This window comes from Chitinophaga sp. 10T418 (assembly GCF_056394125.1).
On the sequence record NZ_JBFTHG010000017.1, the window covers coordinates 81,922 to 100,639 of the forward strand.

At 43.4% G+C, this 18,718-nt stretch carries 18 protein-coding genes and 1 tRNA gene; 12 read left to right on the forward strand and 7 right to left on the reverse strand.

Annotated features, from left to right (window positions below):
- Window positions 1–11: 11 nt before the first annotated feature.
- The 3 genes from AC1DCV_RS32620 to AC1DCV_RS32630 all read right to left on the reverse strand — a co-directional run bounded on the left by AC1DCV_RS32620 (window position 12) and on the right by AC1DCV_RS32630 (window position 3,888).
- On the reverse strand, window positions 12–1,634 hold the full coding sequence (locus tag AC1DCV_RS32620) for an ArnT family glycosyltransferase (protein ID WP_477027098.1): 1,623 nt from the start codon (window positions 1,632–1,634) through the stop codon (window positions 12–14).
- A 137-nt stretch (window positions 1,635–1,771) separates the two neighbouring features.
- Window positions 1,772–2,446 carry a phosphatase PAP2 family protein gene (locus AC1DCV_RS32625; protein ID WP_477027099.1) on the reverse strand — a complete coding sequence of 225 codons (675 nt, stop codon included), beginning with the start codon at window positions 2,444–2,446 and terminating at the stop codon, window positions 1,772–1,774.
- An 11-nt stretch (window positions 2,447–2,457) separates the two neighbouring features.
- Entirely contained in the window at window positions 2,458–3,888 is a 1,431-nt protein-coding gene (locus AC1DCV_RS32630) for an LptF/LptG family permease (protein ID WP_477027100.1), read from the reverse strand.
- Window positions 3,889–4,020: 132 nt separating this feature from the next.
- On the opposite strand from AC1DCV_RS32630, the gene AC1DCV_RS32635 reads away from it, so the two are divergent.
- Window positions 4,021–4,638, forward strand: a complete 618-nt coding sequence (locus tag AC1DCV_RS32635; protein WP_477027101.1) for a hypothetical protein — start codon at window positions 4,021–4,023, stop codon at window positions 4,636–4,638.
- Here the strand turns inward: AC1DCV_RS32635 and AC1DCV_RS32640 are convergent.
- Window positions 4,635–5,015 (reverse strand): START-like domain-containing protein, encoded by a 381-nt coding sequence (locus AC1DCV_RS32640; RefSeq protein ID WP_089888975.1) that lies wholly within the window; start codon window positions 5,013–5,015, stop codon window positions 4,635–4,637. The two genes, AC1DCV_RS32635 and AC1DCV_RS32640, sit on opposite strands and share 4 nt — an antisense overlap.
- A 363-nt stretch (window positions 5,016–5,378) precedes the next feature.
- On the opposite strand from AC1DCV_RS32640, the gene AC1DCV_RS32645 reads away from it, so the two are divergent.
- From AC1DCV_RS32645 to AC1DCV_RS32685, 9 genes are all read left to right on the forward strand, one after another.
- Window positions 5,379–6,245, forward strand: coding sequence for a sigma-70 family RNA polymerase sigma factor (locus tag AC1DCV_RS32645; RefSeq protein WP_079473598.1), 867 nt, complete (start codon window positions 5,379–5,381; stop codon window positions 6,243–6,245).
- A 230-nt stretch (window positions 6,246–6,475) separates the two neighbouring features.
- Window positions 6,476–7,801 carry a signal recognition particle protein gene (ffh, locus tag AC1DCV_RS32650; RefSeq protein ID WP_477027102.1) on the forward strand — a complete coding sequence of 442 codons (1,326 nt, stop codon included), beginning with the start codon at window positions 6,476–6,478 and terminating at the stop codon, window positions 7,799–7,801.
- A 109-nt stretch (window positions 7,802–7,910) separates the two neighbouring features.
- Window positions 7,911–8,378, forward strand: a complete 468-nt coding sequence (gene rpsP / locus AC1DCV_RS32655) for a 30S ribosomal protein S16 (protein ID WP_477027103.1) — start codon at window positions 7,911–7,913, stop codon at window positions 8,376–8,378.
- A 159-nt stretch (window positions 8,379–8,537) separates the two neighbouring features.
- Window positions 8,538–9,059 carry a ribosome maturation factor RimM gene (gene rimM / locus AC1DCV_RS32660; RefSeq protein ID WP_477027104.1) on the forward strand — a complete coding sequence of 174 codons (522 nt, stop codon included), beginning with the start codon at window positions 8,538–8,540 and terminating at the stop codon, window positions 9,057–9,059.
- Between the two features lie 69 nt (window positions 9,060–9,128).
- The gene (gene trmD, locus AC1DCV_RS32665) at window positions 9,129–9,800 is read left to right on the forward strand and encodes a tRNA (guanosine(37)-N1)-methyltransferase TrmD (RefSeq protein ID WP_133807269.1); all 672 of its coding nucleotides are present in this window, start codon (window positions 9,129–9,131) and stop codon (window positions 9,798–9,800) included.
- Window positions 9,801–9,919: 119 nt separating this feature from the next.
- Window positions 9,920–10,267, forward strand: a complete 348-nt coding sequence (gene rplS / locus AC1DCV_RS32670) for a 50S ribosomal protein L19 (RefSeq protein ID WP_133807268.1) — start codon at window positions 9,920–9,922, stop codon at window positions 10,265–10,267.
- A gap of 160 nt (window positions 10,268–10,427) precedes the next feature.
- Complete coding sequence (locus AC1DCV_RS32675; protein WP_477027105.1) at window positions 10,428–10,724, forward strand: Sec-independent protein translocase subunit TatA/TatB; 297 nt, start codon at window positions 10,428–10,430, stop codon at window positions 10,722–10,724.
- Between the two features lie 60 nt (window positions 10,725–10,784).
- Window positions 10,785–12,230, forward strand: coding sequence for an Asp-tRNA(Asn)/Glu-tRNA(Gln) amidotransferase subunit GatA (gene gatA / locus AC1DCV_RS32680; protein WP_477027106.1), 1,446 nt, complete (start codon window positions 10,785–10,787; stop codon window positions 12,228–12,230).
- Window positions 12,231–12,240: 10 nt separating this feature from the next.
- Window positions 12,241–13,524: a lytic transglycosylase domain-containing protein gene (locus tag AC1DCV_RS32685; protein ID WP_477027107.1), complete on the forward strand. Its 1,284-nt coding sequence runs from the start codon at window positions 12,241–12,243 to the stop codon at window positions 13,522–13,524.
- 152 nt (window positions 13,525–13,676) lie between these two features.
- Here the strand turns inward: AC1DCV_RS32685 and AC1DCV_RS32690 are convergent, their stop codons facing one another.
- From AC1DCV_RS32690 to gap, 3 genes are all read right to left on the reverse strand, one after another.
- Entirely contained in the window at window positions 13,677–15,089 is a 1,413-nt protein-coding gene (locus AC1DCV_RS32690; RefSeq protein WP_477027108.1) for a cation:proton antiporter domain-containing protein, read from the reverse strand.
- A 165-nt stretch (window positions 15,090–15,254) separates the two neighbouring features.
- Complete coding sequence (locus AC1DCV_RS32695; RefSeq protein ID WP_441576557.1) at window positions 15,255–16,448, reverse strand: phosphoglycerate kinase; 1,194 nt, start codon at window positions 16,446–16,448, stop codon at window positions 15,255–15,257.
- Window positions 16,449–16,610: 162 nt separating this feature from the next.
- Window positions 16,611–17,627 (reverse strand): type I glyceraldehyde-3-phosphate dehydrogenase, encoded by a 1,017-nt coding sequence (gene gap, locus AC1DCV_RS32700; RefSeq protein ID WP_441576558.1) that lies wholly within the window; start codon window positions 17,625–17,627, stop codon window positions 16,611–16,613.
- A gap of 141 nt (window positions 17,628–17,768) precedes the next feature.
- Here gap and AC1DCV_RS32705 point away from each other — a divergent pair.
- Window positions 17,769–17,840 (forward strand) — tRNA-Glu (locus AC1DCV_RS32705).
- A gap of 173 nt (window positions 17,841–18,013) precedes the next feature.
- Window positions 18,014–18,559, forward strand: a complete 546-nt coding sequence (locus tag AC1DCV_RS32710; protein ID WP_477027109.1) for a hypothetical protein — start codon at window positions 18,014–18,016, stop codon at window positions 18,557–18,559.
- The last annotated feature ends 159 nt before the right edge of the window (window positions 18,560–18,718 follow it).

Genomic DNA, 18,718 nt, shown 5'->3' on the forward strand with positions numbered 1-18,718 from the left:
TATTAAAATCGTTATTTCCGTTTCAGGAACACAAATCCATTTTTCTCCCCAATCACTTCCAGGTTAGGATGATGGCGGTAAGGCTCACTATCCGTAATACGGCAAATGAAGTAGGCGGGCTTATCTATCTGACCGTTCAGCAACCATTCCAGGTCATAATAATTTTTATTGGCATGCGGTTGTTCCCTTGAATAATAATGTTGTGCATAGCTGTGATAGCCCAGTGCTTTTACATATACATCTTTGCCCTGTAAGGAAATGAAGTAGTCAATGGCTGCCCGCTGTGAGTAAGCTTCTATCTTAGGTGCAAAGTGTAACACCGTAACCTGTATTACCAGGATGGAACTGATAAACAGGCAAAGCAATCCTTTGGTGATTTGCTTCCGCATCAATAACACACCACTTATAATCACTAAAATCATATAGCCGGCACCGTAGGCGGCTTCTGCAGCAGACCAGGGCACTACAGCCTGCAGGTTTGCTTCGGCAAACTTATCACCGATGTAAGGAATCAGCATATCCTTGTAAACACCCACCAGTGGTAATACGGCAATTGCCAGGCCCAGTACAAGCCCGATAAACAGGATCAGTGCAATATTCCAACCCCGTAATTGCTGTTTACCTTCAGATAGTTTATACACCTGCCATGCAGCCAGGAAAGAAAGCGGGAAATAACAGAGAGAAGAATAATGAACAATCTTCGTTTTTACAATGGAAAACAGGATCAGCACTACCCAGAATAGCACCCACATCCATATTTTGAAATCTTTCATTTCAGTAGCAGCAGGAGTGGAGTAGATGGTTTTCTTTCTGCTCTGTAAATAGGTGAACAGGAAGGTACTGGCGGGGAAACACCCTATCAGCAGTACCATCCAGTGGTAGAAGAAAGGACCACCGTGACCGGCGTCTTCTGTTGTCAGCAGGCGGATCTGGTAAGCCACAAATTCATTTACAAACCACCAGCCATGTGCGATAATTTCATAGCCAAACCATAAGAGGGTAGTTAAGCAGGCAAATAAGGCAATGAGCCCGATATGAGAAAAACGGATACTTATTTTTCCCTTGTTCCAGATCCAGTATACAAGCAGGGTGAGCAAGGCCACGAGTATGGCCACAGGCCCCTTGGTTAACACGGCCAGTCCCAGGAATAAGCCACTGAGAATGGCCATGCGGAAGGTTTTGTTGTTGTAGCCTATACGATAGGCAAAGTAGATGGAAAGGAAAATAAAGAAATTAAAAGTAGGATCTATGATGCCTGACTTAAAATAGAAATGTGGTAACCAGGAACCGGCATATACCAGGGCCCACCAGAAACCAAAATTTTCATCTTTTAGTTTTTTACCAATGGCAAATAAACTGACAATAGTGGCAATGCCGATAATAGCATTGGGAAAGCGGGCCGCAAAGTCGTTTACACCGAATATCATCATACTTCCAACCTGCATCCAGATAAACAGCGGTGGTTTTTCCCAGAAGGGACGGAAGTCTATTTGCACCTGGCTATAGTTGTGACTCACTATCATTTCCCGTGCTGCTTCAGCAAAGTTTATCTCGTCCCAGTCAAATAAATGTACAGCACCTAAAAAAGGTATGAATAGTAAAGCCGCCACCAGGGCAATCAACAGATATTTCATTGACAGTTTTTAAATATTTAGTATTACAAATACCCAATTACAAAAGACGGATTTGCAGATAGATATCAGCGAATGATTTATTCGCATGATGATCTACCCGCAAATCCGTCATCTATAATTCGTAATCTGTAATTTTTTTACGTAGTGGTATTTGCCTGTAGTATTGCTTCCGCACATACTTCCGGCGATGACGTGGTATCCCTGAATTTAAAAAATCCGTATACCGTAATAGTACTAAGGGTGCCCACTATACTTCCCACATAAACATCTGCAAAGAAATGCTGTGCCAGATAGATACGGGAGTAAGCAGCACATAGCGCCATCACTATTAACACTAAACCCAGCTTTTTATTGCGCGAAATCAGCGCCAGAAAGCTGAACATACCAAATGCAGCAGCAGAGTGTCCGGACGGGAAACTGCAGCTACTATGTACATTCACCCATTTTACCGTGTGTACCAGGGTGGCCGTTTCAGCGCCAAAATAGCTGATGGGCCTGGGTGCATCAAAATAATGTTTGGCTACCTGCACTATAATGGTGACCAGCAGTAACACTGCCAGTCCTATGAAAAATAATCTGAATCTTTGCGTAATCAGCATCAGAAACAAAACTATTCCAAACATAATACCATCACCGAGGTAAGTCAGCCCGGTGACAATCACATCGCCCCATTCGGAATGTTCCCCGTTAATACTGAGGAATAATTCCCTTTGGCTGTAGGTTGCCAGCATCACTCCTCCTACTATCAGCCATAGTAAGAAGGGCAGAAAGAAGTAGGTATTCTTCCTGAACAGTGTAAACAGCGTTTTCAAGTCTGTAGGTTTTAAATTGTAGGTTGCTTTTTAAATCTCTGTAAGAACTTTTTTACTCGTTGAATAATGCGAAAATAATATTCTTTATTAAATAGCTGTGAATCGTTCATAGCCTTAACAATAAGGAAACCTGCAATAGGCAGCAAAACCATATTGGATAACCACATTCCCGACCAGGTAAACATCACGCCACTTCTGGCCATTTTTTCCCCGATCATGAAAAACACGTTAAAGATAACAAAGAATATCACTGCAAAAACCAATGGTGTACCGAGGCCTCCTTTTCGAATGATAGAACCCAGCGGGGCTCCGATCAGGAACATCACAATGCAGGCTGCTGCCAATGTGAATTTACGCTGCCATTCTACTTTATGCATCAGGATGAGACCGTGTTTGTCTTCATACTCCTGTGTAGGCTGCTCCAGGGCGCTCTGTGTTTCACGTACATTCTGTTCTGCCCTTTCCAGCACCGAGCGCATGTTTTTTTCCGGTATAATCCCTTCAAAACTTTTTGCTTTCAGCGGTGGCGCACTGGCGGCCCACGCTGTATCCTTCCATTTAAAAAACGGATAACGTACTGTTACATACGAATTTATTGTTTTACTGAACTGAACCTCTGCTTTTTGCATAGAATCTATCGCCACATCCAGCTGCCGTACATTCAGCATTTGCTGGTTAGACGCGAACAAATCCATGTTTAACCGGTTAAAGGCAAAAGAACTAAGGTCAAACGCTTTACTATATTTTTTAAAGCCTTGTCTTATCATGTCTCCCGGAACGGTGTATCCCCGGTTGCCTCTTTCTTCATAACGCCAGCCATTTTCCAGTACAAAATACAGGAAACGTTTATTGGCTGTCAGTACCATCTGCCCTTTCTCTGCCAGGATCATGGCATTACCGTTTTTATGGTCGATGATCATTACCTGGTGGATGGTCTGATTGTCTTTGTCCTTCTGCGCTACTTTGATGGTATAGTCAGGAATGTCTTTATAAAAAACCCCTGCTTTGATATTAAACGCAGGTTTTGAGTTTGTAATATCGTAGAGCAAAGATTTTGCCTGCAGGTTAGCTACGGGGATCACATAATTGGCAAATAAGAAGGCCAGAATACCGATGATGGTACAAACAAACAGTAAGGGGCGTATGAATCGCAGGAGGGAAATACCGGAAGATTTCAGGGCTACGAGCTCAAAACTTTCGCCGAGGTTACCAAAGGTCATGATAGAAGACAGTAATACCGCCAGCGGCAGGGCCAGGGTAACGAGTGTGGCGCTGGTATAGGATATCAGCTGAATGATCACACCTGTATCCAAACCTTTACCCACCAGGTCATCCACATACTTCCAGAGGAACTGCATTACCAGCACGAACAAGGTGACAAAAAAGGTGGCAACAAAAGGACCCAGAAATGTTTTGATGATTAGTTTGTCGAGTTTTTTCACTGATAATGCGGTATTAAAAAAAATGGAATCCCGATATTCGTATTTTACTATTCAGGATGCTACTAAACGGTAAAGTTAGCACGATTTCACAAAGGAGTGCTAAGCGTCACCTGAAAATACCGTTAAAATTATATGGAAAATTTTGATTTAACGCCTGAAGAGGCTTCAATTATAGGCAGCACTCACTTTATTCGCTTGAAAAACAGCGCAATAGACAAAGTAATGGGGCTGATGGGAAATTTGCAGACAGCCCTGGCGGCTTATGACCGGGACACAGATTTTCCCTTTGAGCCGGAATGGCTGTTACAGGGTGGTAAAATTTCGAGGGGAGAGCAGTATAAAGGTTTGCCATGGGTAATGCTGGACTATCCTCGGTATTTCAGTAAAACAGATGTATTTGCCTTCCGTACCATGTTCTGGTGGGGACATTACTTCAGCGCTACCCTGCACCTGGCGGGTAAAGTAAAAGCGCATTTCAGCACTACCTTGGAAAAAGAGTATACGAAGCTGGCGGAAGCCGGATTTCAGGTCTACGTGCAGGAAAATCCCTGGGAGCATGATTTCGAAAATGAAAATTATTGTTTCATAGACACGCTAAGTTTAGATGAGTGGAAGACGCTGGTAAGCCATAATGATTTTATTAAGTTGGCTAAACCCTTCGTGATCGGTCATTGGGGCGAAATAATTACTGATGTAGTAGCAGCATATGCCACGCTACTCAGTATACTTGACAATAAGCGGGGCATTTAGCTGCCGATGCGGTGGAAGAGATCTTTCACCTGGTATTCCCACAGTTGACTTTGGTCCTTCACTTCTTTCTTCTCTGCGAAATCTTTTACTATCAGGATAGTTTCATTCGTTACTTCAGAAATTTGTATGCGGAACTCAAAATATTCCTCTTTGGGAGCATGCGTCCAGTGCAGCCGGATGTACTCATCTTCCTCTTGTTCCAGGACTTCTGCTTCTTCAGCAGTGCCGTTCCAGGAAAAGGAAAAAACATTATCTCTGAAATCAACTCTATCTGCAAACCACTCCTGTAAACCAGCGGGCGTAGATAAGAATTCATACAGGATACCGGGTGAGCACCGTACCGGAAATTCTAACTCATAAAGCACTTTCTTAGACATCTCTCAAATAATTAGTAAATCAATATCATCCAGTTGCAATTATAGAAAATATTTTACTCTGTCAAAATAATTTACGGTTTTTTTTTATAGAATAGATAAAAACTTTATTCGCCTTAGTAAAACTATATATATTACATTTTTAATAAATATTAAAATTAGACATATGGAAGGGCCACGTGTTTTGCCTCCATAGTGGCGAATTTCCACGAGAATTGCAAGCCCTTAATGATCAATCGATTTTATTTGGAAATGATTTAAAAACAATAGATTTTTTTTGGTGGCTATCTAAAAAAAGTTATTTTTGTCAGGCATTCATCAAATCTTAACTTTTTATTAACCTGTAACTGTTCCGACTCTATGTCAATGCGCCAACTTAAAATCACTAAATCCATTACCAACAGGGAGTCTCAATCCCTGGAAAAGTATTTACAGGAGATTGGGAAAGTGGATTTAATTACGCCGGAAGAAGAGGTAAACCTGGCTATCCGGATCAAGCAGGGCGATCAGAGAGCGTTGGAGAAGCTTACTAAAGCAAATCTTCGCTTTGTGGTATCCGTTGCGAAACAGTATCAGAACCAGGGGCTGTCGCTCAGTGACCTGATCAACGAGGGGAACCTCGGGTTAATTAAAGCTGCTCAACGTTTTGATGAAACGCGCGGTTTTAAATTCATTTCCTACGCCGTATGGTGGATCCGTCAGTCTATCCTGCAGGCTCTGGCAGAACAATCCAGAATTGTTCGTTTACCACTTAACAAAGTGGGCCTGAGCAACAAGATCAGCAAAGCGTACTCCCAGCTGGAACAGGAATATGAAAGAGAACCATCTCCCGATGAACTTGCTACCATCCTGGAAATTAATACGGAAGAAGTGGAAGCTACCCTCGGTGTAGCCGCCCGCCACGTGTCTATGGATGCGCCGTTTATTGATGGGGAAGACAATTCCCTGCTGGATGTACTCGAAAACCCGAACGCCGTTAGCGCAGACGAAGAACTGGATCATCACGATTCACTCCGCCGCGAAATAGAACGTTCCCTCTCTACTTTAACAGACCGTCAGAAAGACGTGATCATGCTGTACTTCGGCATCGCCGTAGAACATCCCATGTCACTGGAAGATATCGGCGAAAAATTTGGCCTGACCCGCGAACGCGTTCGTCAGATCAAAGACAAAGCCATCACTAAACTAAGAACCACCTCCAGAAGTAAATTGCTCCGCAATTACCTGGGATAAAGAATGTTGTCTTGCACAGGATAAACAACCATTGTCCTGTTTTTTTAGTTGATTTTGTAAAGATTTTATAAAGATTAGCGAAGACAGATGCGATATCCGCAACGGTCTTCGCTAATCTTTTTTAATCCCTGAAGGGGTAAATCCGGGAAATCATCTAAATCAGTATAATCCTGGGGAAGACAAATTCCGCTAAAAAAATATACTTTTGCAGTCCGTTTAAAATACCAACAATGTTTGAATCATTATCAGAGAGACTCGATTCCGCGTTTAAACAGCTTAAAGGGGAAGGCCGGATTTCCGAAATAAATATAGCCACTACTGTTAAAGAGATCCGTCGTGCATTGGTAGATGCGGATGTGAACTATAAGATTGCCAAGGAATTTACTGATAAGGTAAAGGATAAAGCACTGGGAGAGAAGGTATTAACCTCTATCTCGCCCGGACAGCTGATGGTGAAGATCGTGAAGGATGAGCTAGCGGAACTGATGGGCGGTACTGAGGCTGAATTTGACCTCAAATCCAATCCTACTGTAGTCCTGATAGCAGGTTTACAGGGTTCCGGTAAAACCACCTTCTCTGGTAAACTGGCCAGTTTCCTTAAAACCAAGAAGAATAAAAAGCCTTTACTGGTAGCAGCAGATATTTACCGCCCTGCGGCGATTGATCAGTTGAAAGTACTGGGAGAGCAGATAGGTGTAGAAGTATATAGCGAACCGGAGAATAAAAATGCGGTTCAGATTGCTGAAAATGCCATCAAACACGCAAAAGCAAACAGCTTCAACGTTATCATCATTGATACTGCCGGCCGTTTGGCGGTGGATGAAGCGATGATGACCGAGGTAGCGGCCGTGAAAGCAGCCGTTAAACCGCAGGAAATTCTGTTTGTGGTAGATTCCATGACCGGCCAGGATGCGGTAAATACCGCCAAAGCGTTTAACGAACGCCTGGACTTTACCGGGGTGGTACTGACCAAGTTGGATGGTGATACCCGTGGTGGTGCGGCGCTGACGATCAAATACACAGTGGAAAAGCCCATCAAATTCGTGAGTATGGGTGAAAAACTCGATACCCTCGATGTTTTCTACCCTGAACGTATGGCGCAGCGTATCCTTGGGATGGGTGATATCACCACCCTGGTAGAACGTGCACAGGAGCAGTTTAACGAAGAACAGGCCAAGAAGCTGGAAAAGAAAATCCGTCAGAACCAGTTCGATTTTGACGATTTCAAGGAACAGTTGCAGCAGATCAAGAAAATGGGTAACCTGAAAGATCTGATGGGTATGATCCCGGGAGTAGGGAAGGCAGTGAAAGACTTAGACATCAGCGATGATGCTTTTAAGGGCATTGAGGCCATGATCAACTCCATGACGAGGGCAGAGCGTGCCGACCCCGATATGATCGACGGAAGCCGCCGTAAACGCATTGCAAAAGGAGCAGGAAAAGACATTCAGGATGTCAATCAGTTCATGAAGCAGTTCGAGCAAATGCGGCAGATGATGAAGATGATGAATAAATTTGGCGGTGGTGGTAAGGGTTTGAAGGGAATGGTGAGATAATAAGATCAGATTGACATAAATTTTTTTTGCAAATATCAACTTACTGATTACATTTGCATCCCTAATTAAACAATATTTCCTAACTCGCAAAAAATAACTCGACTTATTTATGCCAGTAAAAATCAGACTGCAGAGACATGGCGCGAAGAAGAGGCCTTTCTATTTTATCGTAGTAGCCGACGCACGCGCACCAAGAGATGGTAAATTCATCCAGAAAATTGGTACTTACAATCCTTTAACAGTTCCAGCTTCCATCAACATCGATACCGAAAAGGCATTGCGTTGGTTGCAGAAAGGTGCACAACCTACTGACACTGTTAGAAGAATCTTGTCATTCAAAGGTGTATTGTATTTGAAACACTTGTTAAGAGGTGTTACTTTGAACCTGTTCGACGAGCCTACTGCTTACCAAAAGTTCGCACAATGGCAAGCTGAACACGAACAAAAAGTTTCTGCCCGCCGCGACGGTCACAAAAAAGCACGGATTGCTGCTCCAATCGTAAGAAAGGTAGAAGACGTTCCAGCTGCTCCAGCGCCTGAAGCACCAGCAGCAGAAGGAGAAGGTACAGAAGCATAAAACGGCAACGTTTTAACAATACCTGAAAAAGGAAATATTTGCAACCGCAAATATTTCCTTTTTTAATTTTTATTGAACCAGCTCTTAGCCATTGGCTTTTAGCTGTTAATAACTCGCTAAAGGCTAACTGCTAAAAGCTAATGGCTAAAAGCCGGGAATATGAGTAATTATTTTAGTATAGGTAAGCTCGCATCAGCGCATGGTTTGCAAGGGGATCTGGTTTTAAGACACAGTCTCGGCAAAAAATCAACCCTGAAAGGAGTAACCGTTATTTTCCTGGAAGAACGGAAGAACAGCTTTATTCCTTACTTTATTCAGCAGGTAACCGTGAAGGACAGCGAAAGTGTGTATATAAAGCTGGAAGGCATTGATACCAAAGAAGCTGCCCATAAACTGATGCCAGCGCAGGTATTCCTGCAGGAAGATGACTTTAAACAACAAACCGCTTCCTCAGCTCCCCTGGCTTTACTGGGGTATGCCGTGGAAGATCAGCAATATGGCCCTCTGGGCACCATTGAAGAGGTGATCGAGATGCCAATGCAGGTACTCGTGAAAGTATTCATTAAGGGCAAGGAAGCCCTGTTGCCGGTGAATGAACAGTCATTGGTGAAAGTAGACAAGAAGAATCAGACCGTGCACCTGAATCTGCCGGACGGTTTGATTGAATTGTACACCGGATAGCTTTTAGCTGTTAGCTATCAGCCATTAGGCTAAAGGCTAACAACTAATTGTTAAAAGCTAAAACAAGCTATGCGAATAGATATAATCACTGTATTACCGGAACTGCTGGAAAGCCCATTGTCTCATTCTATCATGAAAAGAGCACAGGCCAAAGGTTTACTGGAAATACATGTACACCCTCTCAGGCAGTATTCCAGCCTGAAACACAGCCAGGTAGACGACTACCAGTTTGGCGGTGGTGCAGGGATGGTCATGATGCTGGAGCCTATTGTAAATGCGATTGAATCGCTTCAGGCAAAGGTGCAGTACGATGAAGTCATCTACCTCACCCCTGATGGCGAAACACTGAACCAGAAAATGGCCAACCAGCTGTCGCTCAAAGGTAACCTGTTGATGCTATGTGGTCACTACAAGGGAATAGATCAGCGTATCCGCGATCATTTTATCACGAAGGAGATCTCCATCGGGGATTACGTGCTGAGTGGGGGAGAGCTGGGAGCGGCCGTACTGGTAGACGCCATTGGCCGCCTGTTACCGGGTGTGCTGAACAACGAAACCAGTGCCTTAACCGACTCATTCCAGGATAATTTGCTGGCGCCTCCGGTTTATACCCGCCCGGAAGAATTCCGTGGCTGGAAAGTTCCGGACATTCTCCTCAGCGGTGATCACAAGAAAATCGATGAATGGAGACACCAGGAATCAGTAGAAAGAACAAAACAACGCAGGCCCGACCTGTTATAACTTAATGATACATAGGTCATATAGATCGCTTTACCATTTGAATAACATAATTTCTTGATTTTTAATTTGGTAAATGCTATTTCTTGACTTACTTTTGCACTCCCATAAATATTTGAAAGATGAACGCAATTTCGTTTGTTCACGAACAACTGACAGCTAACAAACAGTACCCGAAGTTTAAAGCAGGCGACAACGTCACTGTCAACTATAAAATCGTGGAAGGTAATAAAGAAAGGATTCAGTCCTTTAAAGGTGATGTGTTGAAAATCCAGGGTACAGGATCCACAACGTCTTTCACTGTTAGAAAAATTTCTGATGGCATTGGTGTGGAAAGACTGTTTCCGCTTTACTCTCCTCATATCGATGGTATCGTGTTGAACAAGGTGGGTAAGGTAAGAAGAGCTAAGCTTTACTACCTGCGCGAACGTGCTGGTAAGAAAGCCCGTATCAAAGAAAAAAGGGTTTAGTATAAATACAGGGAAATTTGTTAAAAGCGGGACCTTACCGGTGCCGCTTTTTTCGTGTGCTTAAAATGGTATTAAAACTCAGGCCGGATAACGCAAAGGGGTGAAAAAGCCGATTATATGCTCTATCTTTGTCGCCTGAACAATATAAACATTTGAGAAGATGACTGCTGTTTTTGTTAAATCATCATTTTTGATTCTTCAGGATATAGGAATGTCCGAGCTGCTTTTAATTGCTGTGGTAGTATTGCTGCTTTTCGGAGGCAAGAAAATCCCTGAATTAATGCGTGGCCTGGGTAAAGGTATCCGTGAATTTAATGACGCCAAGAACAATGTGCGCCAGGAAATAGAAGAAGGTATGAAAGAAAAGCCTGTAGCTCCTTCAGCACCAGCAACCACAGATGCTCCGCATAGCAGCTCAACTGTTATACCGGATAATCCAAGCCATAACGCACAGTAATCGCCAACGTTCTAAAGAGCGTGTATTCCTGATTTAGTTTAATTTTTAACTGGTTTAGTCTTGTCTGAATTCAGCAGTATAATTACTTTCCATAAAGCATTATACGCCGGCAGCACAAGCTGTACGGAGAGGGTACGTTATTACCTGGACCGTATAGCCCAGCTAAAACATTTGAATGCCTTCCTGGAAGTGTATGAGGAGGAGGCCCTGGAAAAGGCACGTGAGCTTGATACCCGCATTAAAAACGGGGAAAAGCTGGGTGCACTCGCAGGTGTGGTGGTTGGTATTAAAGATGTAATCTGCTATAAAGGCCATAATGTAAGTGCCGCTTCCCATATACTGGAAGGGTTTACTTCCCTGTTTTCTGCTACCGCAGTCGAAAGATTGTTGGCGGCAGATGCTATTATCATTGGGAATCTTAACTGCGATGAATTCGCAATGGGTTCTACCAATGAAAATTCTGCTTTTGGACCTACCCTGAATGCCCTGGATAATACCCGTGTACCGGGTGGCTCCTCCGGTGGTTCCGCGGTAGCTGTGCAGGCAGATTTATGTCAGGTGAGTCTTGGCAGCGATACCGGCGGCTCTGTTCGCCAACCGGCGGACTTTTGCGGTATAGTTGGACTAAAGCCCACCTATGGCCGTATTTCGCGCTACGGGCTCATTGCTTATGCCTCTTCATTTGATCAGATCGGTATTTTTGGCAAGGATATTGCCGATGTGGCGTCTGTTCTACAGGTGATCGCAGGACCAGATGAGTTCGATAGTACTGCTTCTCAAAAAGAAGTGCCTGACTATAAGGAAAACCTGGAGAACAATAAATCGTTCAAATTTGCGTATTTAAGAGATGCCCAGTACCACGATGGTCTGGACGCAGAGATGAAAGATGGCTATATTGATTTCTTTGAAAGTTTGCAGTCACTAGGTCATACGGTATCAGGAAAGAGTTTTGAATACCTCGATCATGTAGTTCCAGCCTATTATGTGCTTACTACCGCAGAAGCATCCTCTAATTTATCCCGGTTTGATGGGGTGAAATATGGACACAGGACCAATGAGAAAAACCTTGATTTGACAGAATTTTACAAAAAAAGTAGATCTGAAGGGTTTGGAAAAGAGGTAAAACGTCGTATATTACTGGGGACTTTTGTGCTGAGCGCCGGCTATTATGACGCATACTATACTAAGGCACAACAGGTTAGGCGTCTTGTAACAGATAAACTCAACGATATATTAGAAGAATACGACGCCATTTTAATGCCAACTGTGCCATCCACAGCATTTAAGTTAGGGGAAAAAACAGATGACCCTATAGCTATGTACCTTGCAGATATTTATACGGTACTGGCAAATCTGGCAGGGGTTCCGGCTATATCCGTTCCTTTGTACCGGCATTCAAACGGGATGCCATACGGTGTACAGATCATCACAAAGAAGTTTAGCGAAGCAAACTTGTTACATATAGCTCATCAGGTGATGGCTAAGGAGCAGGTTACTGTTGTTTAAAATAAATTGTATGAGAAAAATCTTTTTACTACTGCTGTTGCCAGCAACAAGTTTATTGAGTGTGAGTGCGATGGGGGGCAATAGCAATCCTAAAGAGACGGTGTATCCGATTGGAGCGCCTGATACTTCTGTACTGAAATTGAATCACAAGGTACGTTTACCGAAGGATACAACTGTACAGGCGTCACCGACCTCCGTGGCCGTGAAAAAAGCAGCACAAAGTCTGCCTAATACTATTCGCAGCGCGAAAGTATATGAACAGATCAATAATAACCTGGTTGCCGGTTACGTAAGTAACTATGCTACCCGGTATAGTCAGCATTTACAAATCATGATTGATAAGGGCCAACCTTATTTCAACATGATTGAAAAAGTGTTCCGTGATAATGGTATCCCTGAGGAAATGAAATACCTCGCGGTAATTGAATCCAGCTTTAACACCAATGCCCGCTCCAGAGTGGGTGCTGTAGGTGCCTGGCAATTTATGGCCGGTACTGCCCGCATCTTTGGTTTAAGCGTAGGTAAAAAAGTAGACGAAAGAAAAGATTTCTATAAATCTACCCTGGCTGCCGCTCAGTTCCTGAATCAACTGTATGCACAGTTTGATGACTGGTTGCTGGTAGTAGCTGCTTACAACTGCGGTGCAGGTGGTGTACAACGCGCAATCAATGCCAGCGGACGTAAAGACTTCTGGGGCATGCAATATTTCCTGCCAGCAGAATCACGCAACCACGTATATAAATTCATCGCTACCGGTTATATACTCGACAGATTCAATAACTTCTTCGGTGTAAGTGACGATGTAAATCCAACTATTACGGTAAATATGCCGGCTGCTGATAACGTATCTGCGCCTATTGCAAGAGGTCCGTTAACAGAAGACGAAATATTCAATACTGTTGAAATCAACGTAACCGGCAAATACCGCCTGGAAGCTATTGCAAAGAAACTGGATATGCAGGTGGCAGAATTAGACTGCTTCAATCCTGGTTTTACCAAAGCAATGAGCAGCGCTGAAAATAATTATGACCTGCGCATCCCGAAAGAAAAGATGAAGCTGTTCATGGCCGAAAAAGATGAAATGCTGAAAGAATCCGTTCAGCTTACACTGGATGATAAAGCAGTAGGTGTAGATAAATCCAAATTCCCACCACCAGTGAGAATGGCAGACAAGAGCACCACAGTAGCAAAGAAAACAACGACTACTTCCAGAAAACATTATACTGCTAAAAAGCACCACAGCGCGAAAAAGCATACTGCGGCTAAAAAGAAGCATACTACTAAAAAGAAATAATCACCATCACTGGTGTAACGACATAAAAAAAGAGCGTGTATCCTATTGATACACGCTCTTTTTTTATGTCGTTACTGGTGGAAGTTGGTTATTTGTTATAACAGTTCCCCAGGTTTTAAATGTTGTATCGCAACATCATTATATCACATCTGCTACACTGTCATTAAGCTTTTGCGCTTTTCACTGAAGGCCACCAGGTCGAGCAATGGACCTGTCATAAAGGTAGTAGCCAGTGCCATCAACACCATCATCGCAAATATTTCAGGAGATAGGATACCAAGATCAAAACCAATGTTGAGTACTACCAGCTCCATTAATCCGCGGGTATTCATCAGGGCGCCGATAGATATCGACTGCCGCCAGGTTTGACCCATAAGTTTTGCGGTAAAAGTACTGCCACCGAATTTGCCTGCCACTGCTACCAGCATAATCATGCCGCATACGATCCAAAGATCTCCGTGGTTCAATAAACCGATATGGGTTCTTAAACCGGTATAAACAAAGAAAATAGGCAGCAGCAACATAACGCTTACATCTTCCAGTTTATCCGTCAGCAGTGTCTTGATATTGGTGTTGGCAGGCATGATTACCCCAGCCAGGAAAGCGCCAAATAAAGCGTGTATACCTATTACTTCCGCCAGCCAGGCAGATATCAGGAGTACGAAAAATACCAGGGATACCGATGCTTTCTCTCTTCCTTTTGCCATTTGTGCTGCGGTAATTCTGGCCAGCCAGGGACGTACCAGCAGCAGCATCACCGTTACAAATACCAGTGCCAGCAAAATGGTGACTACCGCACTTAATACACCACCAGCATTTACGATAGCTACTACTACGGCCAGAATACACCAGGCGGTAATATCATCAGCAGCGGCGCAGGTAATAGCCATAATGCCCAGTGGAGTATGGGTTAGCTTTCTTTCCTGAACAATACGTGCCAACACCGGGAATGCAGTAATACTCATCGCAATGCCCATAAACAAGGCAAAAGATAAAAAGCTAACATTAGCAGGGGCAAAGCGGGTAAAGAGGAAATAAGCCAGCCAAACGCCCAGGAAAAAGGGGACTATGATGCTGGCATGACTGATCATGACAGCATCGTGGGCTTTATTCCTGATTTTACTGAGATCCAGTTCCATGCCTACAATAAACATAAAGAAGGCCAGCCCTATCTGGCTAAGGAACTGTAAGTTTTTAAGGGATTCTACAGGGAACAGGAAGTTGGAAAAGGCTGGCATGGCCCAGCCTAATAGGGAAGGCCCCAGTAATACACCGGCGATGATTTCGCCTACTACTGCAGGTTGCTTTAATTTATTGGCGATAATACCAAACAACCGGGCGGTGAGCATAATCGCAATGATTTGCAACAACAGCAGTCCCAGTGGATGTTTCAGATTGTCGAGGTAGTGCCACCAACTATGTGTATCTACAGCAGCCGATACCGGCGCAGCAGGAGCGATGGCGTGTGGGTTAACGGGGAGAGATTGTCCCTTCTGAAGGATCACCCAGATCAGCGCGGCGAAAACACCGATGATGGCGGGGTACCATAGAAAGCGTTTGTTCATGACAAAAAGTGTTAATGATTGTCTGCAAGATATAAAAAAGCAGAAATCGGAAGGCATAAAGCAAAAAGCTATTGTAGCGAATGACTGTCACGAAGATTAAAGAATTATTCGCTGTTATCATTCACTACAATAGCTTTTTGCTTTATGCCTTCTGCTTTTCGCTTATTATGAGATAGCAGCAATTCCCGGCAGTTCTTTTCCCTCGAAGAACTCCAGCAATGCGCCACCACCGGTAGATACGTAACTTACCTTGTCTGCGATACCGAACTGGTTTACAGCTGCTACGGAATCACCACCACCTACGAGGGAGAAAGCTCCTTTTGCAGTGGCAGTAACAATAGCGTCAGCTACACCTTTGGTACCAGCCTGGAATGCAGCCATTTCAAATACGCCCATAGGACCGTTCCATAAAATAGTGTTGGAAGCGGCAATGGTTTCTGCAAACAGTGCTATAGACTTAGGTCCTATGTCAAGGCCCATCCATCCTGCCGGGATGTTATCATTGGAAACTTCCTGGGTATTGGCATCAGCAGCAAACTTATCAGCAGCAATGGAATCCACTGGTAGTATCAGCTGCACACCTTTTTCTTTTGCTTTTGCTACCAGTTCATTGGCCAGGTCCAGCTTATCATTTTCGCAAAGGGAGCTGCCTATTTCTTTGCCTTGTGCTTTCAGGAAAGTATAAGCCATACCGCCACCAATAATGAGGTTGTTGGCGCGATCCATCAGGGTTTCAATGATCAGTATTTTATCACTCACCTTGGCGCCACCGAGAATAGCGGTGAAAGGAGAAGCGGCATCATTGAGTACTTTCTGGGCGCTGTTTACTTCTGCTTCCATCAGCAAACCAAACATGCGGTTTTCCGGTGCATAGAATTGTGCAATAACGGCTGTAGAGGCGTGTGCACGGTGTGCAGTACCGAAGGCATCATTTACATAAACGTTGCCCAGTTTAGACAGTTGTTCTGCAAAAGACGCATCTCCTTTTTCTTCTGCTTTGTGGAAACGCAGGTTTTCCAGTAACAGCACTTCGCCCATCTGCAGGTCGGCAGCCGCTTTTTCAGCCACCGGGCCAACACAGTCTTCTGCAAACTTTACAGTAACACCACCTAATAAAGAAACGAGGTGATATACCAGGTGTTTTAAAGAATATTTATCGGTAGGACCATCTTTAGGACGACCCAGGTGAGACATCAGGATAACAGCACCACCATCTTTCAGAATTTTCTGGATGGTAGGTACAGCTGCACGCATGCGGGTATCATCGGTGATTTCAAATTTATCGTTCAGGGGAACGTTGAAATCCACACGAATCAAGGCTTTGCGGCCATTGAAATTATAGTCAGAGAATTTGCTCATATGTATCAATTTAAGATAACGAGAAAGGGGTATCATTAAAAAACCGCGGTACCAACAGCGCAAAGCGAGTATACAACCAAAAATTTCTGGCCAATTGCTGCTATGGTGTAGTCCCGCGGAAATTTAAAGACTCCCGGTTTGCGCCGGGAGTACTTCGTATAATTATTTGCTGATCAGACCGGCAAAGTACTTCACAGTACGCACCAGTTGTGATACATAGCTCATTTCGTTATCGTACCAGGATACGGTTTTAACCATCTGATGCTCACCAACTGTGAGAACTCTGGTTTGAGTAGCATCAAACAAAGAACCGAAGTGAATACCGATGACATCAGAGCTTACAATTTCATCTTCAGTATAACCGAAAGATTCGTTGGAAGCAGCTTTCATGGCAGCGTTTACTTCTTCAACAGTTACTTTTTTGTTGAGGATGGTAGTCAGCTCGGTTAAAGAACCGGTGATAGTAGGAACACGTTGTGCGCTACCGTCCAGTTTACCTTTCAGTTCAGGCAATACCAGTCCGATTGCTTTTGCAGCACCAGTACTGTTAGGTACGATGTTAGCAGCAGCAGCACGTGCACGGCGCAGATCACCTTTTGGATGTGGGGCATCCAGGGTGTTCTGGTCGTTAGTGTAAGCGTGTACAGTGGTCATTAAACCGGTAGCAATACCATAGCTGTCTTGCAGCACTTTAGCCATAGGAGCCAGGCAGTTGGTGGTGCAGGAAGCGCAGGAGATAACAGTTTCGCTGCCATCCAGGATTGCGTGGTTAACGTTGAAAACGATCGTTTTCAGATCACCTGTAGCGGGAGCGGAGATAACAACACGTTTAGCACCGGCAGTAATGTGAGCAGCAGCTTTATCCCTGTCAGCAAAGAAACCGGTACATTCGATTACTACATCGATGTCATGCTCTTTCCATGGAATTTGAGACGGATCTCTCTGTGCATATATTTTCACATCTTCACCGTTCACATTGATTGCGTTTTCAGAATGCTTAACGTCTGCATCGAATCTACCCTGTGCTGAATCGTATTTCAGCAAATGCGCCAGCACGTTAGGGCTGGTGAGATCATTGATAGCTACCACATCAATGCCGGGCATTTTGTAAATCTGGCGGTATACCAAGCGGCCAATGCGACCGAAACCATTAATACCAATTTTGAGAGTAGTTCCCATTTTACATCGTGATTTGAGTATGAAAAAATCGAGAGCGAATTTACAACCAATACCCTTATTAATCAATATAAATTTAGGTTATGAAAATATTTTTTTGGAAATATAAAATAACATCCTACATTTGCAATCCGAAAATGATGCGCCGCGTTGGTCAAGGGGTTAAGACGCCTCCCTTTCACGGAGGAGTCACGGGTTCGATTCCCGTACGTGGTACAAGAGAATATCTCAAAAAATAAAGCCTGCACTTACACAAGTGCGGGCTTTATTTTTTGAGATATTTCCAGTTACAACCATCTCAAGGTTTTCTTTATCTGAAATCTTACACTATTTCTCTTAAATTAGAGAATAGGAACCCATAATTGTTTTTTAACCTAAAACCTATATTCATGGATGATCAACAGATGTTTGACAGGAACGCCGGATTTTTATGGAACGCAGCAAAATGGCTATTAAAAATATTGATTTATTTCCCACTCATTCTCACATCATATGCCATCGTATCATCAATAATGAAAAAAGACATAAGTAGCCTATTGGGATTTGCAGTAGTCATTCTTGTTAGCTTTATCCTTTATTTACTTGTTTATTTTGTTAAAGGAATACTTATCGGTTTGAAGAGCAATAATAAACTGTTATGGATTTTACTATTTATTATTTGTGTCACGTTTACCTGTGTATTGCCGGTATATCTTGTTTTTGATCCTATCAGCTCCCTAGTAAAAAGTTCAAGTCATTCAGGTAATCCTAATAGCATACTTAAATGGATCTTTTCACTGGCTTTCGGTGTTTACGTTTACTTCAGATATGACTTCCTTACTAATAAAGCGCMTTCTATTGCTTTTCCTGCATATCAGGCGGGTATTGATATTACAGTGTCAATATTAAACCGGTCTTATCGTGTCAAAGCACAGAAATCCGATGACTCAATTTAGTGTACAACAAAAAGAGGAACATAGCATTTGCATTTAATGCTTTTGTGGCGCCTTTCTTTGCTTTATTAGGTAGTACCTATGAGGAAAACTTCGTTCGCAACCCATACTACTAAAAAAAAACGACAGCTTGATACCATGCCAGATTATTATCAGTATCGT